The organism is Pseudomonas sp. NY15435, from assembly GCF_048068295.1.
In the GTDB taxonomy this organism is placed as follows: Bacteria; Pseudomonadota; Gammaproteobacteria; order Pseudomonadales; family Pseudomonadaceae; genus Pseudomonas.
Window position 1 is genome coordinate 276388 of sequence record NZ_JBLUQA010000002.1, and the last position, 24933, is coordinate 301320.

Consider the following 24933-nt stretch of genomic DNA (forward strand, 5'->3'; position numbering starts at 1 on the left):
CATGAATCGACCTGTCTCACGACTTGCCCCGAACCTAGCCTTGGCGCTGGCCATCGCCGCAGCCGCCGGTTGCGCCGGCCTGCCCGACCAGCGGCTGGCCCAGGAAGCCCTGGAGCGCGGCGACATCGCCACCGCCCAGGCCAACTTCCAGGCCCTGGCCACCATGGGCTACGCCGACGCACAGGTAGGACTGGCCGACATGCAGGCCGCCACCGGCGACCCCGACGAACAGGCCCGCGCCGAGAAGCTCTATCGCGAAGCGGCCGAGAGCTCGCCGCGTGCCCGCGCCCGCCTGGGCAAATGGCTGGCGGCCAAGCCCGGCGGCACCGACGCCGAGCACCGCGAAGCCGAGCAACTGCTGAGCCGCGCCTTCAACGAAGGCGAGGACAGCGCGCTGGTGCCGCTGATCGTCCTCTACCTGCAGTACCCGCAGGCCTGGCCGAACGTGAACCCACAGCAGCGCATCGACCAGTGGCGCGCCCAGGGCCTGCCGCAAGCCGACCTGGCGCAGATCATCCTGTACCGCACCCAGGGCACCTACGACCAGCACCTGGGCGAAGTCGAGCAGGTCTGCCAGCGCTGGCTGAACCGCATGGACGTGTGCTGGATGGAACTGGCCACCGTGTACCAGAAGCAGGGCAACGCGGATAAGCAGAAGGCCCACATCGAAGCGCTCAAGGCAGGCTGGAAGGCCGGGCGCGTGCCGTCCGAGCGTGTCGAATCGGTGGCCGGCGTGCTGGCCGATCCGAACATCGGCACCGCCGACCCGCAGGCCGCGCAGGCGCTGCTCACAGAGATCGCGCCGACCTACCCGGCCGCCTGGGTCAGCCTGGCCAAGCTGCAGTACGACAACCCCGACCTGGGCGACCTCGACCAGATGCTCGACTACCTGAAGAAAGCCCAGGACGCCGCCCAGCCGCGCGCCGAACTGCTGCTGGGCCGCCTCTACTACGACGGCAAGTGGGCCCCGCAGGAACCGCAGAAGGCTGAACAGCACCTGCTCAAGGCCGCCGCCACCGAGCCCCAGGCGCACTACTACCTGGGCCAGATCTACCGCCGCGGCTTCCTCGGCCAGGTCTACCCGCAGAAGGCCGTGGATCACCTGCTGATCGCCGCGCGCGCCGGCCAGGCCAGCGCCGACATGGCCCTCGCCCAGCTCTATTCGCAGGGTCGCGGCATCCGCCCGAACCTGGTCAACGCCTACGTCTTCGGCGAGCTCGCCCAGCGCCAGCAGGTCCCCACCGCAAGCGACCTGATGGCACAGATCGAACCGCAGATCCAGCCGGCCGACCGCAGTGCGGCCCAGCAGTTGCTCAAGCGTGAAGAACAGGCTCGCGGCGCCAACTGGCAAGCCACCGTCAGCCTTCTGCAGAACAACCAGGAACAAGAAAATCTATGAAGCGCACCGACCCGATGACCACCCCGCTGTTTGCTCTCGTTGATGGAGTTCAGCCGCGTGCTCTGGCTACCGCTATTCGCCGCGCCCGCCTGTTCCCCGCCATGCTCGGCGTCGGCCTGAGCCTCGCCGGCACTCTGTTCGGCAGCCTCGCCCACGCGGCGGAAGAGCCACCGAAGAACTTCGGCATCGACATCAAGGTGACCGCCGAATCCGAGGACGATCGCGACCTGGGCACCGCCCACGGCGGCGACCTCAACGGCCTCGGCCTGGATGTGCGGCCCTGGGCCTTCGGCCAGTGGGGCAACTGGAGCGCCTATGTGATGGGCCAGGCGGTTGCCGCCACTGACACCATTCAGACCGACACCCTGCAGAACGACGACGTCAACAACGACAGCAGCGGTAGCAGCGACAACAAGCGCGAGCCCGACGACGCCTACCTCGCCCTGCGCGAATTCTGGGTGGACTACGCCGGCCTCACCCAGTACCCCGGCGAGCACCTGCGCTTCGGTCGCCAGCGCCTGCGCGAAGACAGCGGCATGTGGCAGGACACCAACATCGAGGCCCTCAACTGGACCTTCGACACCACCCTGCTGCGTGCCCATGTCGGCGCCGCCCAGCGCTTCTCCGACTACCGTACCGACATCACCGACCTGGCGCCGGACGACAAGGACCGCACCCACGTCTTCGGCGACATCTCCACGCAGTGGATGCCCCAGCACTGGGTCGGCCTGCGCGTCCACCACGCCGACGACAGCGGCAGCCTGCCGGACCCGGGTGAAACCGTCGACTCGCTGGACAAGCGCTCCACCGGCGACCTCACCTGGGTTGGCATCGAGGCCAACGGCGACGGCTACAACTGGCGCTCGCAGATGCCCATCAACTACTGGGCCAGCGCCACCTGGCTCACCGGTAACCGCGACCGCCTGACCACCGTCCCGGTGAACGGCGAGCGTGTCGCCGCCGGCAAGCAGAGCGGCGATGTGGATGCCTACGGCGCTGACCTGGGCCTGCGCTGGAACATCGACGAGCAGTGGCGCGTCGGTGGCGCCTACGCCCGTGGCAGCGGCGGCGGCAAGAACGGCGAAGACCAGTTCGAACAGACGGGCCTTGAGAGCAACCGCTCCAACTTCACCGGCACCCGCGCCCGCGCGCACCGCTTCGGCGAAGCCTTCCGCGGTGAGCTGTCGAACCTTGAGGCCGCCACGCTGTTCGGTTCCTGGCAGCTGCGCGACGACTATGACGCCAGCGTCATCTACAACAAGTTCCGCCGCGTGGACAGCGACTCGGACATCGGCAACAGCGGCATCACCGCACCGCTGGTCAATGACTCCAAGGACATCGGCCAGGAAGTCGATCTGGTCGTCACCAAGTACTTCAAGCAGGGCCTGCTGCCGGCTTCCATGAGCCAGGCGATCGACGAGCCGTCGGCGCTGATCCGCTTCCGCGGCGGCGTCTTCAAGCCCGGCGATGCCTACGGCAGCCACGTCGACTCGACCATGCACCACGCCTTCGTCGACGTGATCTGGCACTTCTGAGGATTGTAGCGATGACTATCCGAGCACCCTTCCCCGCTCCAACACCCTCACCCCAGCCCTCTCCCAGGGGGAGAGGGGGCGCTCTGGCGTTGGGTTGCGTGCCGTGCCAGCCGATCGCTCCGAACAGCTCCCTCTCCTTCCGGGAGAGGGTTGGGGTGAGGGGGCCGCAAGGCCAGCGCAAGTCCAGCGCCGTGCAGTGGTCCACCCTGCTGCTGGGCAGCGTACTGCTGGCCACCACTCCAGCCTGGGCGGCGCAGCCCGCGGCCAAGGCCGAAGCCAGCAGCGCGCATGCGAAGAAGACCGACGCCGCGAAAGCCGAAGCCGGCAAGACCACCACAGACGAAAAGGCCCCGGCAGAACAACCGGGCAGCGAGCCGGGCAAGACCCAGACGCTGAAGGAGTCCGGCAACTACACCGTCACCGCCGCTCCCAGCGAGCCGCTGCACCTGGAACCGCCCAAGCTGCCCGACCTCACCGGCTACACCGCCGAGGCGGTAGAGAAGAAGATCGAGCGCAACAAGCGTGGCCAGGCCCACGTCGAACGCATGGTCCAGCAGCAACCGCTGAAGGAATTCACCGGCGGCAAGAACCGCCTGGCCGAGTGGGTGAAGCGCCAGCGGCAGATGCCCCAGGCGATCTTCATCGACGGCGGCTACGTCAACCTCGCAGAGCTGGTCGGCAAGCTGCCCAAGACCGCGCTGGAACAGGTCGAGCCGGGTGTCTATATCGCCCGCCTGCCCATCGTCGTCAGCCAGGGCGCGACCCTGGAGATCGACGGCAAGGTCAAGGAACTGCGCCTGTCCCAGGACCGCGGCTCGTTCCTGGTCAACGACGGCAAGCTGTTCGTGCGGGACACCAAGGTCACTGCCTGGAACGAAGCGAAGAAAGAGCCGGCCTGGTACAAGACGCCCAACGAATTCCGCCCCTTCCTGATCTCCTGGGGCGGCGCCGAGGCCTACCTGGTGAACAGCCACTTCACCAGCTTCGGCTACAACGCTTCCAAGGCCTACGGCATCTCCATCTCGCAGTACAGCCCGGGCATGGACAAGACCATGAAGCGCCCGCGCCCCCTGGGCTGGGTGCTTAATTCGACCTTCGAGGACGCCTGGTACGGCTTCTACTGCTACGAGGCGGACGACCTGGTGGTGCGCGGCAACACCTACAAGAACAACATCGTCTACGGCATCGACCCGCATGACCGCTCGCACCGCCTGATCATCGCCGAGAACACCGTCTACGGGACGAAGAAGAAGCACGGCATCATCGTCTCCCGTGAGGTGAATGACAGCTGGATCATCCACAACAAGACCTACGACAACCACCTCTCCGGGATCGTCCTCGACCGTAATTCCGAGCGCAATCTGGTGGCCTACAACGAGGTGTACCGCAACCACTCCGACGGCATCACGCTCTACGAGTCGGGCGACAACCTCATCTACGGCAACCAGGTGCTGGCCAATCTGCGCCACGGCATCCGCATCCGTAACAGCGTGAACATCCGCCTGTACGAGAACCTCGCGGCCGGCAACAAGCTGATCGGCGTCTACGGCCACATCAAGGACCTGTCCGACACCGACCGCAACATCGACCTCGACCCCTTCGATACCAAGGTCTCGCTGATCGTGGTGGGCGGCAAGCTGGCCGGCAATGGCTCGGGCCCGCTGTCGGTGGATTCGCCGCTGTCGCTGGAGCTCTACAAGGTGGCCATGCTCGGCCCGACCAAATCCTCCGGCATCTCCTTCAACGGCGTGCTCGGCGAGAAGCAGGACCAGATCCTGGACCTGCTGGTGCGCCAGCAACGCGCGGTGCTGATCGACCCCGTCGAAAGCCAGGCCGAACTGCAAAATTGAGGACCCGACACATGAAACGACTGACCATCAACCTGCTGCGCCTGTCGGGCCTCTCTGCCGCCCTGCTGCTCGCCCACCAGGCCAACGCCGCCGACGCACCGAGCTACTCCGCGCAGCCGGCCGCCGGGCTGTGCCCCACCGCTTCCAATGAAGCGGCATACAACACCAAGTACCTGGGCTTCTTCACCCACCTGGTACCGGCCCAGGAAGACTGGCTGTTCCGTACCACCTACGACCTGCGCACCGACTTCGGCACCAGCGCCGAAGGCTGGCGCGAGCTCAAGCAGCTGCGCGATGAACTCAAGCGCAAGGGCATCGACCTGGTGGTCGTCTACCAGCCCACCCGTGGCCTGGTGAACCGCGAGAAGCTCAACCCGCAGGAGAAGGCCAGCTTCAACTACGACCTGGCCAAGCAGAACTACCAGGCGACCATCGCCCAGTTCCGCAAGGCGGGCATCTATACCCCGGACTTCTCACCGCTGTTCGACGAGAAGGAAGAGCACCCGTTCTACTTCAAGGGTGACCACCACTGGACTCCGTACGGCGCCATGCGCAGCGCGAAAATCGTGGCCGAGACGCTGAAGGAAATCCCCGCCTACAACGACATTCCCAAGAAGGAATTCGAAAGCAAGCGCGTGGGCCTGCTGTCCAAGCTCGGCACTTTCCACAAGGCCGCCGCGCAGCTGTGCGGCAGCAGCTACGCACCGCAGTACGTCGACCGCTTCGAGACCGAACCGGTGGGCGACTCCGGCGGCGGCGATCTGTTCGGTGAAGGCGGCGATGCCCAGGTCGCGCTGGTGGGTACCTCCAACAGTGGCCCGGCGTACAACTTCGCCGGTTTCCTGGAGCAGTACGGCAAGGTCGACATCCTCAACAACGCCGTGTCCGGCGGCGGCTTCGATAGCTCCCTGCTGGCCTACATGACCAGCAAGGAATTCCACGACAAGCCGCCGAAGATCCTCATCTGGGAATTCGCCACCCACTACGACATGGCGCAGAAGAGCTTCTACCGCCAGGCCATGCCGCTGGTGGACAACGGCTGCGCCGACGGCAAGCCGGCTATCAGCCGCAAGGTCAAGCTGCACGCGGGCAGCAACGAGGTGCTGCTCAACAGCGGCGCCCTGCCGATCCGCTCGGGCAGCTACACCGCCGACGTCACTTACTCCGACCCCGGCGTGCACGAACTCAAGAACACCATCTGGTACATGAACGGTCGTCGCGAGCAGCTGAAGATTGAGCAGTCCAAGGCCGTGGATACCGGCGGACGCTACGTCTTCGAACTGCGCAACGACGAAGACTGGTCGAACCAGCAGTTCCTCTCCCTGGAGATCGAGGCGCCGGAAGACATGCCGGCGGGTCTGGAAGTCGAGGCCAAGCTCTGTCAGACGCCCAAAGCCAAGTCGGCCGACGTGGCCGCCAACTGAAGCGAGGGACAAGCACCATGCCCAGCCTCCACAAGATCAAGACGCCCGTTGTCGCCCGCATCGGCCTGACCATCGCCGTGCTCGGCGCCCTGTTCGGTGGCGAGAGCGCCACCTACGCCGCTGACCTGATGCCACCGCCAGGTTACTTCTCCGCCGTCGGCGACAAGGGCAGCAAGAAGGATTCGGACAGCTGCCCCACCGCGCCGACGCCGTACACCGGCAGCCTGCAGTTCACCAGCAAGTACAAGGGGTCGGACTCGGCGCGCTCAACCCTGAACGCGGATGCGGAGAAAGAGTTCCGCAGCCAGATCAAGGACATCACCGACATGGAGCGCGGCGCCACCAAGCTCATCACCCAGTACATGCGCAGCGGCAACAAGGGTGACCTGGACTGCGCGATGAACTGGCTGGATTCATGGGCAAAAGCCGGCGCCCTGGAGAGCAGCGACTACAACCACACCGGCAAGTCCATGCGCAAATGGGCGCTGGGCAGCCTGTCGTCCTCCTACATGCGCCTGAAGTTCTCCAGCAGCCGCCCGCTGGCCGCCTACTCCGAGCAGTCGAAGGAGATCGAGAACTGGTTCAGTACCCTGGGCAGCCAGGTAGTGCGCGACTGGAGCGATCTGCCGCTGAAGAAGATCAACAACCACTCCTACTGGGCCGCCTGGTCGGTGATGTCCACCGCCGTGGTGACCAACCGCCGCGACCTGTTCGACTGGTCGGTGCAGGAGTTCAAGGTCGCCGCCAACCAGGTGGACAACGACGGCTACCTGCCCAACGAACTCAAGCGCCGCCAGCGCGCGCTGTCGTACCACAACTACTCGCTGCCGCCGCTGACCATGATCGCCGCCTTCGCCCAGGTGAACGGCGTCGACCTGCGCCAGGAAAACAACGGCGCCCTGCAGCGCCTGGCCAACCGCGTGATGCAAGGCGTGGACGACCAGGACGCATTCGACGAGAAGACCGGCAACGACCAGGACATGGGTGACCTGAAGGAGAACAGCAAGTTCGCCTGGCTGGAACCCTACTGCGCGCTCTATAGCTGCGCGCCCAAGACCCAGGACTGGAAGAAGAAGATGGAGCCGTTCAACAGCTTCCGCCTGGGGGGTGAAGTGACCAAGGTTTTCAACCGTCAGGGGGCGGGGAGCTGAGGCCGAAAGGCAAGAGCCCCTCTCCCCCACCCTCTCCCTGAAGGGAGAGGGAGCTTTGCGAGTGTTCGGGAAGCACTGAGTCAACGACGTAGACCTAGGGCCTGGCAAGAAACCACGGCGGATAACGCTCCGCGTCATCCGGCCGGGACCTGTAGGAGCGAGCTTGCTCGCGAACAGTGTCTGCGGGAGCTCCGGCGCCGGGCGAATCGCGAGCAAGCTCGCTCCTACGAAGAGCTACCCATCCCGCACACGCGGGACACGGCAACACACCCGACCCACGCAATAAAGACGCGGGCGGGCGCAACAGATTAAGCACCACCAGGGGAGGAATTGGCGGGTTGATCCGGCCTTTCCTTGGGCGCCCAACGCGGCGCCGGAAGAAGGGCTGGAGCGGCCTTTGATTTGAAGCTCCAGAGAGAGACGCGGAATGGTCTTTTCTTCCAACGTGTTCCTGTTCCTGTTCCTGCCGGTCTTCCTCGGCCTGTACTACCTGAGTGGGAACCGCTACCGGAACCTCCTGCTGCTGGTCGCCAGCTACATCTTCTACGCCTGGTGGCGGGTGGACTTCCTCCTGCTGTTCGCCGGCGTCACGCTGTTCAACTACTGGATCGGCCTGCGCATCGGCGCCGCCGGCGTGCGTACCAAACCTGCGCAGCGCTGGCTGCTGCTCGGCGTGGTGGTCGACCTCTGCGTGCTGGGCTACTTCAAGTACGCCAACTTCGGTGTGGACAGCCTCAACGAGATCATCACCTCGTTCGGCATGCAGCCCTTCGTGCTGACCCACATCCTGCTGCCCATCGGCATCAGCTTCTACACCTTCGAATCGATCAGCTACATCATCGACGTGTACCGCGGCGATACCCCGGCCACGCACAACCTGATCGACTTCGCGGCGTTCGTGGCGATCTTCCCGCACCTGATCGCCGGCCCCGTGCTGCGCTTCAAGGACCTGGTCGACCAGTTCAACCACCGCACCCACACCGTCGACAAGTTCGCCGAAGGCTGCACCCGCTTCATGCAGGGCTTCGTCAAGAAGGTGTTCATCGCCGACACCCTGGCAGCGGTCGCCGACCATTGCTTCGCCCTGCAGGACCCGACTACGGGCGACGCCTGGCTCGGCGCGCTGGCCTACACCGCGCAGCTGTACTTCGACTTCTCCGGCTACAGCGACATGGCCATCGGCCTGGGCCTGATGATGGGCTTCCGCTTCATGGAGAACTTCAACCAGCCCTACATCAGCCAGTCCATCACCGAGTTCTGGCGGCGCTGGCACATCAGCCTCTCCACCTGGCTGCGCGACTACCTGTACATCAGCCTGGGCGGCAACCGCGGCACCACCTTCCAGACCTACCGCAACCTGATCCTCACCATGCTGCTGGGCGGCCTGTGGCATGGCGCCAACGTCACCTACATCATCTGGGGCGCCTGGCACGGCGTGTGGCTGGCCATCGAGCGCGCCCTGGGCGTGAACGCCGCTCCGCGCGTGCTCAATCCGCTGAAGTGGGTGTTCACCTTCCTGCTGGTGATCGTCGGCTGGGTGATCTTCCGCGCCGAGAACCTGCACGTGGCCTGGCGCATGTACGAAGCCATGTTCAGCTTCAGCGACTGGAAGCTCTCCGAGCTCAACCGCGCCAGCCTCACCGGCCTGCAGGTCGGCACCCTGGTGATCGCCTACCTCGTGCTTGCCTTCTTCGGCCTGCGCCAGTTCTACAACCAGCCGATGCAGAGCAAGGCACCCAAGGCCGCCGCCAAGACCGAACAGGTCGACGCTGACGGCCCGGCAAGCGCCCAGCCGCGCACCCCGGCCATGGCCCAGCAGGACCCGGCGGCAATCGCCTATTCGCCCAGCGGCGCCGCCGTCTACCAGCCGCACTGGATGACCCAGCTGCCGATGCTGGCCACCCGCGTTGCCCTGCTTCTGCTGTTCGCCGCCTCGGTGCTCAAGCTCTCCGCGCAGAGCTACTCGCCGTTCCTCTACTTCCAGTTCTGAGCGAGGCCGGATCATGCAATCGACCACTCAACCCAAGATCAGCAAACCCCTCCAGTACGCCTACATCGCCGCCTTCGGCGGGATGCTGCTGGGCCTTGCCGGCTGGTCGCTGAAGGCCTTCCCCAGCTTCTCCGCCGCCGAAGGCACCACCGTGCTCAACGGCAAGCTGGCCCACGCCTTCGAAGGCCACTACGACGACGAATTCCCCATCAAGCGCCTGGGCACCAACCTCTGGGCCGCACTGGACTACACCGTCTTCGACGAAGGCCGCCCGGGCGTGGTGATCGGCAAGGACGGTTGGCTGTTCACCGATGAAGAGTTCAAGCCAGCCCCCACCCAGCAGCAGCTCGACGACAACTGGGCGCTGGTGCGCGGCGTGCAGCAGGAACTGGAGCGGCGTGGCGTGAAGCTGGTCCTGGCGATCATCCCGGCCAAGACCCGCCTCTACCCCGAATACGTCGGCAAGGAACAACCGGCGGCCCTGCACGCCTCGCTCTACACCGACTTCCTGCAGCGCGCCCGCCAGGCCGGCATGGCCGCGCCCGAGCTGCTGGAGACGATGGAAAAAGCCAAGGACAACGGCCAGGTCTTCCTGCGCACCGATACCCACTGGACCCCGCTGGGCGCCGAAGCCGTGGCCCAGCGACTGGGCGAAAGCATCCGCGCGGGCGTTGGCTCCGGCCTGCCGACCCAGAGCTTCGTCACCGAGGTCGGCAAGAGCGGCGCACACAAGGGCGACCTGCTGACCTTCCTGCCCCTGGACCCGCTGTTCACCAACCTGCTGCCTGAAGAAGACCAACTGCAGCAGCGCCAGACCCATCCGGCCGAGGACGCCACCGGCTCCGCTGGCTCCACCGACGGCAGCGGCGGCGACCTCTTCGGCGACAGCGCCCAGCCGCAGGTCGCCCTGGTCGGCACCAGCTACAGCGCCAATGCGCGCTGGAACTTCGCCGGCGCCCTCAAGCAGGCGCTCTCGGCGGATGTCATCAACTACGCCAAGGAGGGCAAGGGCCCCCTGGAACCGATGCTCGAACTCCTGCAGGACGAAGGCTTCAAGCAGAAGCCGGCGCAACTGCTGGTCTGGGAATTCCCCGAACGCTACCTGCCCATGCACAGCGACCTCAGCCAGTTCAACCAGGACTGGCTGGCGCAACTGCGTGCGGACGGTAACCGCGACGAACGCCTGGCCTCCAACCAGGCCGCTCACTGACCCGAAAACCCACGGCGCACCGAGCGCTGGAACAGGGCACCTCCCGTGCCCACACGAGAGATAGACGGAGGTACACCCCATGAACCGACTGAGCATTAACCGACTGAGCATTCGCACCCTGAAGTCCTCTGCCCTGGCCCTTGCCCTGGGCGCGGCGTCCTTCGGTGCCTTCGCCGGTGGTGAAGGCGCGCTCTACGGCCCACAGGCTCCCAAGGGCTCCACCTTCGTACGGGCCTACAACGCCGGCAGCGGCGAACTGTCCGTCAGCGTCGGCAACGCCACCCTCAACGACATTTCCCCGCTGGGTTCCAGCGACTTCAAGTTCCTCCCGCCGGGCAACTACACCGCCAAGGTCGGTAGCCAGAGCCTGCCGGTCAAGCTCGACCCGGACGCCTACTACACCCTCGTCAGCCAACCCGGCGGCCAACCGCGCCTGGTGCCCGAGCCGCCGTTCAAGAACAAGCAGAAGGCCCTCGTCCGCGTACAGAACCTCAGCGGCAAGGCCCTCACCCTGAAGACTGCCGACGGCAAGACGGATGTCGTCGCCAACGTCGCCCCACAAAGCCACGGTGACCGCGAGATCAACCCGGTGAAGGTCAACCTCGCCCTGTTCGACGGCGCCAAGAAAGTCAGCGACCTCAAGCCCGTCACCCTCGAGCGCGGCGAAGTGGTCTGCCTGTACGTCACCGGTGACGCCGGCAAGCTGAACCCGGTATGGGTCAAGCGTCCGGTCAAGGCGGACTGAGGCCTTGAAGCGGATGGTGAGCAGCGTGCCGTTGGAGAGTTCCGCCCCTCTCCCCCGCCCTCTCCCTGAAGGGAGAGGGAGCCATCCGTGCGAACGAAAAGTTCAGTACTACCCGGCTAGCGGGGAAGCCCCGCTTCGCTCCGAACAGTCCCCTCTCCCTTCAGGGAGAGGGCTAGGGAGAGGGCGCTGTGCAACCGCTCCCAAGCCAAACAACAAGACCGGCCCCACGCCGGCAGAAGAACCAGTGCGCCGCAGCGACGGCATGCACAGGAGAGGTCACCCAAACCGCACGCTGGCCCGCATGACGTGGGCCGGCCGACAGAACGCAAACGCTTTAGGAGAAACCCGATGATCCCAGTAATCCTTTCCGGTGGTAGCGGCTCGCGACTCTGGCCTCTTTCGCGCAAACAGTATCCCAAGCAGTTCCTGGCCCTGACCGGCGACCACACCCTGTTCCAGCAGACCCTGGAACGCCTGGTGTTCGAAGGCATGGAGCCGCCGGTGGTGGTGAGCAACCAGGAACACCGTTTCATCGTCCAGGAGCAACTCGAAGCGCTGGACCTGAAGACCCAGTCAATCCTCCTCGAGCCCTTCGGCCGCAACACCGCTCCAGCGGTCGCCATCGCCGCCATGAAGCTGCTCGCCGAAGGCCGTGACGAGCTGCTGCTGATCCTCCCCGCCGACCACGTGATCGACGATCAGCGCGCCTTCCAGCGCGCCCTGGCACTGGCCACCAACGCCGCCGAAAAAGGCGAGATGGTGCTATTCGGCGTGCCAGCCAATCGCCCGGAAACCGGCTACGGCTACATCAAGTCCGGCGACGAGCGCGGCCTGCCGGATGGCGTGATCCGCGTCGAACGCTTCATCGAGAAACCCGACGAGGCGCGTGCCCAGCAGTTCGTCGATGAGGGCGGCTACTTCTGGAACAGCGGCATGTTCCTGTTCCGCGCCAGCCGCTTCCTCGAAGAGCTGAAGAAACACGACGCCGACATCTACGACACCTGCCTGCTCGCCCTGGAGCGCAGCCAGCACGACGGCGACCTGATCAGCATCGACGCCGCCACCTTCGAGTGCTGCCCGGACAACTCCATCGACTACGCCGTGATGGAAAAGACCCGCCGCGCCTGCGTGGTGCCGCTGTCCGCCGGCTGGAACGACGTCGGCAGCTGGTCGTCGATCTGGGAAGTGCACGACAAGGACGGCGACGGCAACGTCACCATGGGCGACGTGATGGTCCACGACAGCCACAATTGCCTGGTGCACGGCAACGGCAAGCTGGTCTCGGTGATCGGCCTGGAAGATATCGTGGTCGTCGAAACCAAGGACGCCATGATGATCGCCCACAAGGACCGCGTGCAGGACGTCAAGAAGGTGGTCAACCAGCTCGACGCCGCCGGCCGCAGCGAGACCCAGAACCACTGCCAGGTCTACCGTCCGTGGGGCTCCTACGACTCGGTGGACATGGGCGGCCGCTTCCAGGTCAAGCACATCTCGGTCAAGCCGGGCGCGCGCCTGTCGCTGCAGATGCACCACCACCGCGCCGAGCACTGGATCGTCGTTTCCGGCACCGCCCAGGTGACCTGTGACGACAAGACCTTCCTGCTCACCGAGAACCAGTCCACCTACATCCCGATCGCCTCGGTCCACCGCCTGGCCAACCCGGGCAAGATCCCGCTGGAAATCATCGAAGTGCAATCGGGCAGCTACCTCGGCGAAGACGACATCGAGCGTCTGGAAGACGTCTACGGCCGTACTACCGAGAACGTGGAGCTACGCGCCGTGGTGCGCTGATTCCACGCGAGAACCCGGCGCTTCCCCCCATCAGCGCCAATGCCCCCGCACCTCCGGTGCGGGGGCTTTTTTATGCCCGCGCGCCGGGCTGCCTGAACGGCAACTGAACAACTGTGCGATAGGGAAAAAGCCGCCCGCCGATTGTTGATCGGGGTCATTCCTTTCACCGAGGATGACGCCTTGAATACCCGACACATTCTGTAACACCCGCCTGCTCAGGGCGCCCCTCCCCAGCGCGAGAACATCATGCAGTCCAGCATCACCGAGGTACCCACTCCTGCGGCGGCACGAGAGCGGCCGCTCTTTGCCTGGGGCCAGATCCTGGCCTATCGCATCCAGCTCTACGGTTTGAACGGCAAGGGTTCACTGCTGATCGGCGGGCTGCTGGTACTGCTGTGGCTGGCCAGTGGCATCTACAAGGTCCAGCCCGATGAGCAGGGCGTGGTGCTGCGCCTCGGCCAATGGGTGCGCAGCAGCGCGCCAGGGCTGCATTACCGGTTGCCGTGGCCAGTGGAAACGCTGCTGCTGCCCAGGGTCACGCAGATCAACCAGCTGCAACTGAGCAACCAGTACGACAACAAACCCAGCTACGAAAGCGATATCCGCGACAAGCAGATGCTCACCGGCGATGAAAACATCATCGAGGCGGAATGCACGGTGTTCTGGCGAATCAAGGATGCCGGCAAGTTCCTGTTCCAGATCAAGGACCCGCAGGCAGCGCTGCAGGTCGCCGCGGAAAGCGCCCTGCGCGACGTTCTGGCACGCACGCCGATCCAGGCAGCGATGTCCCATGGGCGCCAGCAAGTCGCCGAGCAGACCAGCGAACTGCTGCAGAAGTGGCTGGACGAGGAGCAGGCCGGCATCCAGATCACCCAGGTACAACTGCAGCGAGTCGACCCTCCGGCGGCGGTGATCGATGCCTTCAACGACGTGCAACGCGCCCGCGCCGACCAGGAGCGCGCCCGCAACGAAGCGCAAGCCTACGCCAACGACATCATTCCCAAAGCCCGCGGTGACGCCGACCGCACCGTCCAGGAAGCCAACGCCTACAAGACCCAGACACTGGCGCTGGCCAAGGGCGAAGCCAGCCGCTTCGATGCGCTGTACCAGAGCTACGCCCAGGCCCGCGAGGTCACAGCCTGGCGCCTGTACATGGAAAGCATGGATGCCCTGTTGAAGAAGGCGGGCAAGGTGATCGTCGATGGCTCCGGCAAATCCGCCACCGGCGTACTGCCCTACCTGCCCTTGCAGGACACACCTGCGCGGGAGGTGCACTGATGCGCGCGCGTTGGCCGGTTATCGGCACCTGTGGGCTGATCGCGGCACTCTGGCTGTCCAGCTCGTCCTTCTACACCTTGTCGGAAGGCCAGAAAGCCCTGGTGATCCGCATGGGCGCACCGTTGGCAGACATCGATCAGACGCCGGGGCCAAAGTTCAAACTGCCCTTCATCGACAGCCTGCAGTACTACGACGCTCGCCTGCAGATGCTCGCCTCGCCTCCCGAGGAAGTAATCCTCGGCGACGAAAAGCGCCTGGAGGTGGAAACCTACACCCGCTACCGGATCGCCGACCCGCTGCGCTTCTACCAGGCGGTACGCGACGAGACACAGGCGCGCGAACAACTGGCGCAATTGGTCAGCACCTCGCTGCGCCGCGAACTGGGTCGGGTGAAAATCCAGCAATTGCTTTCCGATGACCGCAGCCAGGCCCTCGAGCGGGTACGCGCGGAAGTGGCACAACGGGCGATCCCACTGGGTATCGAAGTGGAGGAAGTGCGCCTGCACCGTGGCGACCTGCCCATCGAAACCGGCCAGGCCATCTTTGCCAGGATGAAGTCAGCGCGCCAGCAGGAAGCCAAGCAACTGCGCGCCCAGGGAGAGGAATGGGCCCAGCAGATCCAGGCGGCCGCGGACAGCGAGCGCACCGTGATCCTCTCCCAGGCGCAGAGCCAGAGCGCGGTGACACGTGGCGAGGCGGACGCCGAGGCCAACCGTATCCTCTCCGCGGCCTATGCCAGGGACCCGCAGTTCTACGCCTACTACCGCGCGCTGCAAAGCTACTCGCAATCGCTGGCGGGCGCCGCCCCCACGCTGCTGCTGTCGCCCGACTCCGCCATGCTGCGGGCGTTGAAGAATGGTCCGCCCACCAAGGCTGCCCCATGAAACCGGCGCTGCTGGACGTCCGGCGCACCTTCGCACTGCTCGGGCCGGGCCTGGTGGTGATGCTGGCGGATACCGACGCCGGCAGCATCATTACCGCCGCCCAGAGCGGCGCGCAGTGGGGCTATCGGCTGCTGCTCCTGCAGGCATTGATCGTGCCGCTGCTGTTCGTGGCGCAGGAACTGACGGTGCGCCTCGCCCTCTGCACCGGCAAAGGCTACGGCGAACTGGTGCTGCAGCGCTTCGGGCACGGCCTGGCAACACTGGCCATGCTCACCCTGGCGATCAGTTGCCTTGGCGCACTGGTCACCCAGCTGAGCGGACTGGCCGGCGTGGGCGAGTTATTCGGCGTGCCGGTCTGGCTGGTGGTGCTGGTGGTGTGCGGCGGCCTGTTCGGCATGGTCTGCACCAACAGCTACCGCTCCGTGGAGCGGCTGGCCATCGGCCTGGGCCTGTTCGAACTGGCATTCCTTGCCGTGGCCTGGCGGGCCCATCCGGACTACCGACAGATTGCCGCGCAACTTGCCCACGTGCCGTTCGCCAACCGCGACTACCTGTACCTCCTCGCCGCCAACCTGGGAACCAGCATCATGCCCTGGACGATCTTCTATCAGCAGTCCGCCCTGGTCGACAAAGGCCTGGACACCTCGCACCTGCGCGCAGCCCGTGTCGATACGCTGAGCGGCGCGATCCTCTGCCAGATCATCACGGCCGCCGTGCTCATCGCCGCAGCCGCCGCCTTCTCCGGGCACGACAGTGGCATCACCCTGGAAAGCATTCCGCAGATCGCCGAGGCCTTCACCCAGGTCCTCGGCGAGCGCAGCGGCAAGCTGCTGTTCGCCCTGGCGCTGAGTGGCGGAGCCCTGGTCGCCACCATCGTGATCTGCCTGTCGGCCGCCTGGGCCTTCGGCGAGCTGCTCGGCAAACGCCACTCGCTGGCCCGCAAACCCTCGGAGGCGCCCTGGTTCTATGCGGCCTTCGGCGCAGTGCTCGCGGCTGGCGGGCTGCTGGTCGCATCGGGCATCGATCTGTTGCGCCTGTCCATCGCCACCGGGGTGATCAATGCGCTGTTGCTGCCCATCGTCCTGGGCCTGCTGTTCGTTCTGGCGCGCCGTGAACTGCCCGAGCCATACCGGCTCAAAGGCGGTTATGCCGCCTGCGTCGGTCTGGTATTTCTGCTCACTGCCAGCATCGGCCTGTATGCCGGCTGCATGGGAGCGCTGGGGTGATGGAGATGGAGCACTTCAATCAGTCACTGGGGATGCTGCTGCAGGTCGTCCTGCTCGACCTGCTGCTCAGTGGCGACAATGCCCTGGTGATCGCCCTGGTCTGCAACACCCTGCCAGTGGAACTGCGCAAGCGCGCGATCTTCCTGGCGACCGGGCTCGCCATCGGCCTGCGGCTGGTCCTCACGGCGCTGACCAGCCTGCTGCTATATATCCCGTTGCTGAAGATCATCGGTGCCGGCGTCCTGCTGCTGATAGCCCTGCGCCTGTTGCTCGGCGAAGACGACAACCACCCACCTGTGCAGTCCAGCGCTACCCGCCTGGGTGCGGCAGTTCTGACAGTGGTGAGTGCCGACGTGGCGATGAGCCTGGACAATGTAATGGGCCTCGCCGGCGCCACCGAGGGGGCGATCCTGCCCCTGTTGCTGGGCCTGCTACTGAGCATTCCGCTGCTGATGTACGGCAGCCTGTTCCTCGCCCGAACCCTGGAGCGCAATCCCTGGCTGGTTCCCCTCGGCAGCGTGGTACTGGCCTGGATCGGCGGACGGCTCGCCTGTAGCGACCCGCTGGTGGCGGACTGGATCGAACAACAGGCGCCCGCGCTGCTGGTGGCCGTGCCGCTGTGCTGCGCAGCCTTCATCCTGCTTGAAAGCCGAATCATCCGTAGTCGGCGCAAGGTGCTGGCACCACCGACCACAACCGCGCCGTCGCGGGTGGAAAGCGTCCTGGAGCGTTTCGGCGAAGCCCTGCTGCAGAGCGCCGAACCCGCCCAGCCGGCGCTTGCCGTAGCACCTATCAGCGATAGCGCACCGCCTGCGGAAGTGGTTGCCGCCGCTGTCGAGGCTCCTCTCCCGTCAGCGGGCAGCACCGAGTCCACCCTGGCCATGAAAATCCTCATGTGGGTCGCCCTCGCCATCTGCCTGTGCACCCTGCTCTGGCTGGCTGCTCACCTGCTCAACAACGGGCTGCTGCCACCACCTCGCTCGCCGGTTTGAGTACGTGCAGCAATCCCGCGCAGACAGCAACGAGCAGGCAGCCAGGCATAGCGAGCCCCGCCCCACACCTGCCGTTTTTTTGTAGGAGCGAGCTTGCTCGCGAACCGCACCCAGGCAGGTTCGCGAGCAAGCTCGCTCCCACAGGGAACACCCCCGCCACATCAACCCGCGCCACGCCGCGGCCTGCTAAGGTAATGCTCGATACCCTGCGCGGAGCGCTCCATGCTGTACGGCATCCTGCTGATCGTCACCTGGATCATCCTGCTGATCCGCTACCCCTCCCGCGCTCTTCCGATCTCCGGCGCCGGCCTGGTCGGGCTGGCCTGTGTGATCGCCATTGCCATCTGGCAGGACAACAGTGACGCCCGCCAGCTCCAGCACCTGGAACTGCGCATCGCCTATCAGCCCGACCAATGCCAACCCGGCCGCCCGCTCGCCGTCAGCCTGAAGAACGGCGCCAACCGCCCGCTGCTGGAGCTGCGCTGGAAGGTTGCCGCCTACCGCCCCGGCGACACCACCGACCTTGCCGAAAACCTCTACGAAGCCCCACGCTACCGAGGTCCTGGCGCCCTGCTCGCCGGCGACAGCTGGAGCGACTGCCTGCCGCTGCCGCCCCTGCGCCCCGGCTACCGCGCCAGCACTCTGGAATTCCGCGCCGAGCGCGTGAACGGCCGCTTCGGCAACTGATTCACCTGCCCCGCACAATCCGGTACGGTAGTCCCGCCCACAGCCCAAGGACTGCCCCACCATGCCCCAACCCGTCGCCCTCATCACCGGTTGCTCCAGTGGCATCGGCCGCGCCCTCGCTGATGCCTTCCAGACCGCCGGTTACCAGGTCTGGGCCACCGCCCGCCGCGATGAAGACGTCGCCGCCCTAGGCCAGGCGGGTTTCCGGGGCGTGCTGCTGGATGTCAACGACGAACCTGCCGTCGAGCGCCTCGCCGAGCTGCTGCAGCGCGAAGCCGGTGGCCTCGATGTGCTGATCAACAACGCCGGCTACGGCGCCATGGGCCCGTTGCTCGATGGCGGCAGCCAGGCGATCCGCCGGCAGTTCGAAACCAACGTGTTCGCCGTGGTCGGCATCACCCGCGCGCTGTTCCCGGCGCTGCGCACACGGCGCGGGCTGGTGGTGAACATCGGCAGCGTGTCCGGTGTGCTGGTCACACCCTTCGCCGGCGCCTACTGCGCTTCCAAGGCCGCGGTGCATGCGTTGAACGATGCGCTGCGCCTGGAGCTGGCGCCCTTCGGTATCGAGGTGATGGAAGTCCAACCCGGCGCCATCGCCTCCAACTTCGGCGCCAACGCCAGCCGCGAAATGGCCGCGGTGGTCAGCGAGGACTCCGCCTGGTGGCCGCTGCGTCAACTCATCCAGGCGCGCGCCGCCGCGTCCCAGGACAAACCCACACCCGCCAGCGACTTCGCCCGCGAGCTGCTGGCCGCCGCGCAGAAATCCCCGCGTCCGCGCCTGGTGCGCATCGGCAATGGCAGCCGTGCCCTGCCGCTGCTCTCGCGCTGGCTGCCCACTGGCCTGCTGGACAAGGTGCTGAAGAAGCGCTTTGGCCTCGACGGACAACTCTGATGAGTTATCGCGTTCGCTACCTCGCCCTCGCCGGCATCCTCGCCGCTTTCTTCCTCAACGTGGTGGCCCGTGGACTGCTGCGGGTCGGCGGTGTGCCGGCGACCTTGCTGGTAGCAGCCGTGATCGCCGCCGCCATGGCCTTCTGGTTCGCTCGCCGGCACAAGCGCCTGGCGGAAGCCGGCGAGCGTTGGCGGCTGACCGCGCTGTACGGCGGCGGCCTGGCAATCCTCTACGCGATCCTGGTCGGGATGGCGGCGTGGAAGAACACGCCGAGCCCGGCGGCCCTGCTGATCTACGCGCTCAACTATCTGTGCTATCCGCTATGCGTCTGGTGGTTCTTCCGCCCCGGCGTGCTCGTGCGCTTTCTCCCCGCCGACAGCCGCTGAGCGGCCTTCACGCTTTCTTCACCTGCTTTTCATCCGGGCACAACCGGCCTCCCTCTAAGGTGACGCGGACCTTAGAGGAGTCCCCATGTCCCTGCCCCAGATTCTCCGTGGCGCCATCGCCGCCGCCCTGCTGAGCGCTGCACTGCAGAGCATCAGCCCGCTCGCCCTGGCCGCTGGCGAGACACCGGCCGACTGGGCCAAGCCTGTGGACAAGTCGTTCAACCTCTACCAGATGTCGCCAACCCTCTACCGCAGCGCGCTGCCCGACAGCGCCGACCTGCCCGAGCTGCAGCGCCTGCAGGTGAAGACCGTGGTGAGCTTCATCAAGGACGACGACCGCGAGTGGATCGGCCAGCACGATATCGAGGCCGTGAGCTTCCCGACCCACGCCGACCGCGTCGACGACGCCGATGTGCTGAAAGTCCTGCGCATTCTGCAGGGCGCCGAGCAGAACGGCCCGGTGCTGATGCACTGCAAGCACGGGCGTGACCGTACCGGCCTGTTCGCCGCCATGTACCGCACGGTGATCCAGGGCTGGAGCAAGGAAGATGCGCTCAAGGAGATGACCCAGGGCGGTTATGGCACCGAAGACGACATGACCGACGCCATCGCGTACGTGCAGAAGGCCGACATCGGCCAACTGCAGCAAGCCCTGGCCAGCGGCGAATGCAGCACCTCGGCCTTGGCCGGCTGCCAGCTCAAGGGCTGGCTGGCGGACACCTTCGGCGACGAGCGCCCGCTGCACCCGACACACTGATCGGCGCGTCTGTCACACCGAAGGGGCGAGAGTGCGCTAACGTGGGCGCACTCCCACCGTTGCACAGGCACGCCATGACTTCTTCCCGCTTCAGCGCCGTCACCCACACCCGCTACATCGACCACGCCGGCCTGGATGCCTTCTGCGCCGATTACGACGGCTTCCTGCTCGATCTCTGGGGCGTGCTGATCGATGGCGTCGACGTCTTCCCCGGCGCCCTGGACTGGCTCGCGCGCCGCGCGGCCGAGGGCAAGCCGGTGTGGTTCCTGAGCAACGCCTCGCGCAGCGTCCCGGAAATGGCCGACACCCTGGTGCGCCTGGGCGTCGCCCGCGAGCTGTTCGCCGGCATTACCACCTCTGGCCAGTTGGCCATTGACGCCTTCACCCACGAGCGCGAGTTCCAGCGCGGTGGCATCTACACCGTCGGCGTAGGCGATGCGCTGACCACCTGGCCGGCGGATATTCGCGAGCGCTTCTGCGACGACATTCACGCCGCTTCGCTGATCCTGGGCGTCGGCAGCTTCCCGCAGGACGAGCTGGAAGAGCGCTTCGCCCCGCTACGCGGCGCCACCGACAAACCCTTCCTCTGCGCCAACCCGGACCGCGTGGTGGTCTCCGGCGGCCAGACGGTATTCGGCGCTGGCCGCCTGGCCGAAGCCTTCGCCGAGGAGGGTGGGAAGGTTCACTGGTACGGCAAGCCCGACCCTTCCGCGTTCCGCGTCGCCCAGCGCCAGTTGGAAGCGCGCGGCGCAAAGCACATCCTCTTCGTCGGCGACTCCCTGGTGACCGACGTTCCCGGTGCACTGGCGGCGCGCATCGACACCCTGTGGCTGGCGGCTACCGGGATCCACCGCCAGGCGCTGGGCGTGCCATTCAATGGCGAACTGGACGCGGAGAAAACCAACGCACTGCTCGATGGCTACCCAGTTCGTCCGCACTTTGCCGCACCAGGGCTGGTCTGAGTTCAGGACACCCACCTGAACCGGACCGCCCATGAACGAGCTGATCGACCTGCTGCAATGGCCAGCCATGCTGGTCACCGTCCTCGCCGCCTGGCTGGTCGGCTCCCGCGAGCGCAAGCGGCGCAAGGTCGGCTTCTGGGTATTCCTCGCCAGCAACGCGCTGTGGATCGCCTGGGGTATTCCGGCCAAGGCGTATGCGCTGGTGCTGCTGCAACTGTGCCTGGCGGCAATGAACATCCGCGGCAGCTACAAGAACCGCAAACGCGAGCACGCCGAAGGCTGAACCTCTTTTGTAGGAGCGAGCTTGCTCGCGAACCACAAGGCACTGGAGCTGGGCTATTCGCGAGCAAGCTCGCTCCTACGAAGAGCCCCCGGGGCTGGGCCCTACACAGCCAGGTTGCGTCTTGTGGTGTACATGGAAATGAAAACGGGAGCCAAGGCTCCCGTTTTCATTCACCCGATCAACTTACTGCGCAGGCGCAGCGGCTGCATCGGAATGCTCCGCGTTGCGGCTCTGCGGGTTGACGATCACGGTGGCCGTGATGCCAGCGGCCAGCAGCACGCCGTCCGGCACGTCGTCGATATGGATGCGCACCGGCACGCGCTGGGCCAGGCGCACCCAGTTGAAGGTCGGGTTGACGTCGGCCACCAGCTCGCGGCTTTCGGGGTTGTCGCGGTCGTAGATGGCGCGGGCGATGCTCTCGACATGGCCCTTAAGGCGCTCGCCACTCATCAGTTGCAGCTCGGCGGGGTCGCCGACGCGGATGTGCGGCAGCTTGGTCTCTTCGAAGTAGCCGTAGATCCAGTAGGAGTTCTCGTCGACCACCGCCATCTTCGCCTCACCGACACGGGCATAGTCGCCACGGTGCACGTTGAGGTTGGTCACGTAGCCGTCCACCGAGGCGCGCACCTGGGTGCGCTCCAGGTTCAGCTTGGCGGCGTCCAGCGCGGCCAGGGCCTGCTGGTAGTCGGCCTCGGAGGCGGCGGCGGTATTGCTGGCGTCGTCCAGGCTCTCGCGGGAAACCACTTCCTCATCCATGGCGCGGCGGCGCTTGGCGTTGAGCTGGCGCATCTGCAGGGTGGCCTTGCGCGAGGCAACCAGCGCTTCAGCCTGCTTCACGGCGATCTGGTAGTGGTCGGGGTCGATCTGCATCAGCAGGTCGCCTTTCTTCACTTGCTGGTTGTCGCGCACCGGCACGTCCACCACCACGCCGGAGACGTCGGCGGCGACGTTGATGATGTCGGCGCGCACCCGGCCGTCGCGGGTCCAGGGCGTATCCATGTAGTTCACCCAGAGGGCGCGGCCGATCAACGCGGCGACCGCCAGGATGATCAGGGTCGCCAGCAGGCTGATGATGGATTTGAGAGTCATGGGTGCACGCTCGTTACTTATAGATAGTGAGGGACAGCCCGCCAAACAGGCAGGCGAACAGGCACACGCGGAACAGCGCCGGGTGCCAGGTGTAGCGGTAGAGGCCGACGGAGGCGAGGATGCGGTCGATGCCCCAGCAAAGCAGCGCGGCAACCAGGAACATCAGGGTCAGGGTCGGCATGTAGACCCCGTGGAACGCGATCTCGCGGGGCAGGTCAGGCAACATGGGTCGATCTTCCAGAAGAGGTTTCGCCATCGCGCAGCGGCGACTGCGGGTCGAGCAGGCTGCTGCGGATAAAGTGCAGGTAGCTGAGCACGCGGCGCAGCGGCGAGCTTTCGAAGTCCGGCGCGCGCGGCTCGTCGGTGGTCTTCACGCAGTCGATGGCCAGCTCCACGGCGGCCAGGGCACGCTCGCGGTTGGCCTCGCAGGGTTTGACGAACAGGCGGATCAGCGCGCGGCCCATGCTGCGGATCGACTGCCGCCAGGGCGTGGATTCGGCGTAGCAGGGCTCGGCCGGCAGGTTCTCCTGCTCGACGCGCAATTCGATGATCGAGTGACCGATCTCCAGCACCACGAAGGTCCAGCGCAGCAGGCGGCGTTGCATCTGCGGGCTGCGCGCGGCGACACCGTACGCCTGGTTGAGCAGGTCGCGGGTACCGCTCTCGAAGGAGGAGACCAGGCCGTCGAGCTTGCCGCTGATGGCTTCCACCACGCGCAGGCGCAGGTCCTTCTCCAGGCGGCGCCACAGCCAGGCGCTGGTCGGCGGCATGATCACCGCGGCGACCACCGCGGCCAGGCTCTGCGACAGCACCAGGGCGATGTACTCGTTGAGCATGCGGCCCGGATCGTAGACGGTAAGGTTCGCCGGGATCGCGCCGAAGCTGAAGAACACCAGCAGGCCCAGGCCGTAGCCGGCGTACTTGGGCTTGATCGAGAAGAACGCGCCCACCGCGAATACCGGCGCCAGGGCGAAGGCCAGCAGGGCAAAGCCGTCCAGGTGCGGGAACACGAAGAAGGTTTCGGAGAAGCCGAGGATCGCCGCGAAGAAAGTGCCCACGGCCATCTGCATGGCCATCTTCGCCGGGTCCGGCGCGGCCGATACCAGGGCGGCGACGGCGGCGGCGTTGAGCACGAAGGTGCTGCCGCTGGGCCAGGCGGTCTCGATCCAGAAGAGGCCGAAGACCAGCACCATCAGCGCGGTGCGCCCGCCGGCTACGAGCGAGGCGACCAGGTTGGCCTTGGGCGAGAAGCCGTGCTTCCAGTTCTCCCGCTCGTGCTTGTGCGCGGCCAGGGAAGCGTGGGTCAGGGCGTAGTTGTAGAGGTCATCGGCCAGCCGGTAGAGCAGCTCGCCGGCGGTGTTGTAGTCCAGCAATGCGGCGGGTTCGTCCTGCTCCGCGAGCAGTTGCGCGCGGCCGGAACGGATGCGTTGCATCATCCGCGTGCGGTGGCTTTCCAGTTGCGCGGCAAGGCGCTCGGCGTCGCGGTCGGTGACCGACTGGCCGCGCCACGGCGCGAGCACCTGGGTCAGCTCATCCAGGCACGGCTGCAGGGCGCGCAGCACGGCTTCCGCTTCCTGCGCACGCAGGCGCGAGAGCAACTGGTGCAGCGCGTGGTAGCGGGTAGTGAGGACCATGAACTCGTTGTTCAGGCGCGACAGACGGCCCGAACGCAGGCGCATGTGCGGGTCTTCGAAACGGGTGACGCTGCGCAGTGCTTCCAGACCCACGGCCTGGGAGGCGAAGGCCACGTTGGACGCTTCGAACTTGCTGCGATCACCACCCCCCAGGTTGTCCAGGACGAAGCCGGCAAAGGCGCCGAAGCGCTGGTACAGCGCGCTGCGCATGGCCGTGCTGGAGGTCTGCGGGAACAGCGTGGCACTGACCACCATGGAACAGAGGATGCCCAGGCTGATTTCCAACACCCGCCAGATGGCCGACATGAAGGCGGCTTCCGGGTGCAGGGTGGCGGGCAGGCCGATCAGCGTGGCGGTGTAGCCGGCCAGTACGCAGGCGTAGGAGCGGAAGTCTCGGTAGCGCGCAGCGCCGACGGTGCACAGGCCGATCCAGAGCGCCGAAACCAGCAGGAACAGCTCGCGCTGCTGGGCGAAGATCGCGATCAGCGCGACCATCACGGAGAGCCCGACGAGGCTGCCGAGAATCCGATAGAAGCTCTTGGCGAACACCTGGCCGCTCTGCGGCTGCATGACGATGAACACGGTGATGGTCGCCGTGCTCGGTTGCGGCAGCTCCAGACGCATCGCCAGCCACAGGGTCAGCAGCGCGGCGAGCAGCACCTTGGCGATGTAGACCCAGGTGACGCCGTCGCTGCGCCCCCACTCCAGCAGCGCGCGACGCAGGGCGTCCAGCGGCGCCGGGTGGGCGCTGAAGTCGTTCGCCGCCAT

The 24933-nt window shown here is 66.1% G+C and carries 22 protein-coding genes; 19 read left to right on the plus strand and 3 right to left on the minus strand.

The genetic code is table 11. The features are described 5' to 3' along the window. The first annotated feature begins 1 nt into the window (after nt 1). The 19 genes from algK (at nt 2) to ACNFH5_RS05485 (ending at nt 21442) form a co-directional block, all read left to right on the plus strand. Nucleotides 2-1399 (plus strand): alginate biosynthesis TPR repeat lipoprotein AlgK, encoded by a 1398-nt coding sequence (gene algK, locus ACNFH5_RS05395; protein ID WP_416744667.1) that lies wholly within the window; start codon nt 2-4, stop codon nt 1397-1399. 101 nt (nt 1400-1500) lie between these two features. Beyond that, a complete protein-coding gene (locus tag ACNFH5_RS05400) occupies nt 1501-2934 on the plus strand; it encodes an alginate export family protein (protein WP_416744951.1) in 1434 nt (477 codons plus the stop codon). 113 nt (nt 2935-3047) lie between these two features. Further along, entirely contained in the window at nt 3048-4784 is a 1737-nt protein-coding gene (algG, locus tag ACNFH5_RS05405) for a mannuronan 5-epimerase AlgG (RefSeq protein ID WP_416744952.1), read from the plus strand. Between the two features lie 11 nt (nt 4785-4795). Next, complete coding sequence (locus ACNFH5_RS05410) at nt 4796-6208, plus strand: alginate O-acetyltransferase (RefSeq protein WP_416744668.1); 1413 nt, start codon at nt 4796-4798, stop codon at nt 6206-6208. A gap of 35 nt (nt 6209-6243) precedes the next feature. Then, the gene (locus tag ACNFH5_RS05415; RefSeq protein ID WP_416744953.1) at nt 6244-7359 is read left to right on the plus strand and encodes a mannuronate-specific alginate lyase; all 1116 of its coding nucleotides are present in this window, start codon (nt 6244-6246) and stop codon (nt 7357-7359) included. A 427-nt stretch (nt 7360-7786) separates the two neighbouring features. Continuing rightward, nucleotides 7787-9349 (plus strand): MBOAT family O-acyltransferase, encoded by a 1563-nt coding sequence (locus ACNFH5_RS05420; RefSeq protein ID WP_416744669.1) that lies wholly within the window; start codon nt 7787-7789, stop codon nt 9347-9349. Between the two features lie 13 nt (nt 9350-9362). Continuing rightward, nucleotides 9363-10559: an alginate O-acetyltransferase gene (locus tag ACNFH5_RS05425; protein WP_416744670.1), complete on the plus strand. Its 1197-nt coding sequence runs from the start codon at nt 9363-9365 to the stop codon at nt 10557-10559. Between the two features lie 79 nt (nt 10560-10638). Then, nucleotides 10639-11304 carry an alginate O-acetyltransferase AlgF gene (algF, locus tag ACNFH5_RS05430; protein WP_416744671.1) on the plus strand — a complete coding sequence of 222 codons (666 nt, stop codon included), beginning with the start codon at nt 10639-10641 and terminating at the stop codon, nt 11302-11304. A gap of 348 nt (nt 11305-11652) precedes the next feature. Beyond that, complete coding sequence (locus tag ACNFH5_RS05435) at nt 11653-13095, plus strand: mannose-1-phosphate guanylyltransferase/mannose-6-phosphate isomerase (RefSeq protein WP_416744672.1); 1443 nt, start codon at nt 11653-11655, stop codon at nt 13093-13095. A 246-nt stretch (nt 13096-13341) separates the two neighbouring features. Continuing rightward, nucleotides 13342-14373 carry an FtsH protease activity modulator HflK gene (gene hflK, locus ACNFH5_RS05440; protein WP_416744673.1) on the plus strand — a complete coding sequence of 344 codons (1032 nt, stop codon included), beginning with the start codon at nt 13342-13344 and terminating at the stop codon, nt 14371-14373. Continuing rightward, nucleotides 14373-15257, plus strand: a complete 885-nt coding sequence (hflC, locus tag ACNFH5_RS05445) for a protease modulator HflC (RefSeq protein ID WP_416744674.1) — start codon at nt 14373-14375, stop codon at nt 15255-15257. Before hflK ends, hflC begins: the two co-directional genes overlap by 1 nt. Then, nucleotides 15254-16483, plus strand: a complete 1230-nt coding sequence (locus ACNFH5_RS05450) for an NRAMP family divalent metal transporter (protein ID WP_416744675.1) — start codon at nt 15254-15256, stop codon at nt 16481-16483. Before hflC ends, ACNFH5_RS05450 begins: the two co-directional genes overlap by 4 nt. A 5-nt stretch (nt 16484-16488) precedes the next feature. Next, nucleotides 16489-17475: a YjbE family putative metal transport protein gene (locus ACNFH5_RS05455; RefSeq protein ID WP_416744676.1), complete on the plus strand. Its 987-nt coding sequence runs from the start codon at nt 16489-16491 to the stop codon at nt 17473-17475. 222 nt (nt 17476-17697) lie between these two features. Continuing rightward, on the plus strand, nt 17698-18162 hold the full coding sequence (locus ACNFH5_RS05460; RefSeq protein ID WP_416744677.1) for a multidrug transporter: 465 nt from the start codon (nt 17698-17700) through the stop codon (nt 18160-18162). A gap of 61 nt (nt 18163-18223) precedes the next feature. Beyond that, nucleotides 18224-19054 (plus strand): SDR family oxidoreductase, encoded by an 831-nt coding sequence (locus ACNFH5_RS05465; protein ID WP_416744678.1) that lies wholly within the window; start codon nt 18224-18226, stop codon nt 19052-19054. After that, a complete protein-coding gene (locus tag ACNFH5_RS05470) occupies nt 19054-19440 on the plus strand; it encodes a hypothetical protein (protein WP_416744679.1) in 387 nt (128 codons plus the stop codon). The genes ACNFH5_RS05465 and ACNFH5_RS05470 overlap by 1 nt, the downstream gene beginning before the upstream one ends. A gap of 85 nt (nt 19441-19525) precedes the next feature. Beyond that, nucleotides 19526-20197: a dual specificity protein phosphatase family protein gene (locus ACNFH5_RS05475; protein ID WP_416744680.1), complete on the plus strand. Its 672-nt coding sequence runs from the start codon at nt 19526-19528 to the stop codon at nt 20195-20197. A gap of 74 nt (nt 20198-20271) precedes the next feature. Beyond that, nucleotides 20272-21159, plus strand: coding sequence for a TIGR01459 family HAD-type hydrolase (locus tag ACNFH5_RS05480; RefSeq protein WP_416744681.1), 888 nt, complete (start codon nt 20272-20274; stop codon nt 21157-21159). A 31-nt stretch (nt 21160-21190) separates the two neighbouring features. After that, complete coding sequence (locus ACNFH5_RS05485) at nt 21191-21442, plus strand: hypothetical protein (protein WP_416744682.1); 252 nt, start codon at nt 21191-21193, stop codon at nt 21440-21442. A 183-nt stretch (nt 21443-21625) separates the two neighbouring features. On the opposite strand, the gene ACNFH5_RS05490 is transcribed toward ACNFH5_RS05485, so the two are convergent. The 3 genes from ACNFH5_RS05490 to ACNFH5_RS05500 are packed head-to-tail and all read right to left on the minus strand — an operon-like array spanning nt 21626 to nt 24933. After that, nucleotides 21626-22531 carry an efflux RND transporter periplasmic adaptor subunit gene (locus tag ACNFH5_RS05490; RefSeq protein WP_416744683.1) on the minus strand — a complete coding sequence of 302 codons (906 nt, stop codon included), beginning with the start codon at nt 22529-22531 and terminating at the stop codon, nt 21626-21628. 13 nt (nt 22532-22544) lie between these two features. Beyond that, nucleotides 22545-22745, minus strand: a complete 201-nt coding sequence (locus tag ACNFH5_RS05495; protein ID WP_416744954.1) for a DUF1656 domain-containing protein — start codon at nt 22743-22745, stop codon at nt 22545-22547. Between the two features lies 1 nt (nt 22746). Beyond that, nucleotides 22747-24933 (minus strand): FUSC family protein, encoded by a 2187-nt coding sequence (locus tag ACNFH5_RS05500; protein WP_416744684.1) that lies wholly within the window; start codon nt 24931-24933, stop codon nt 22747-22749.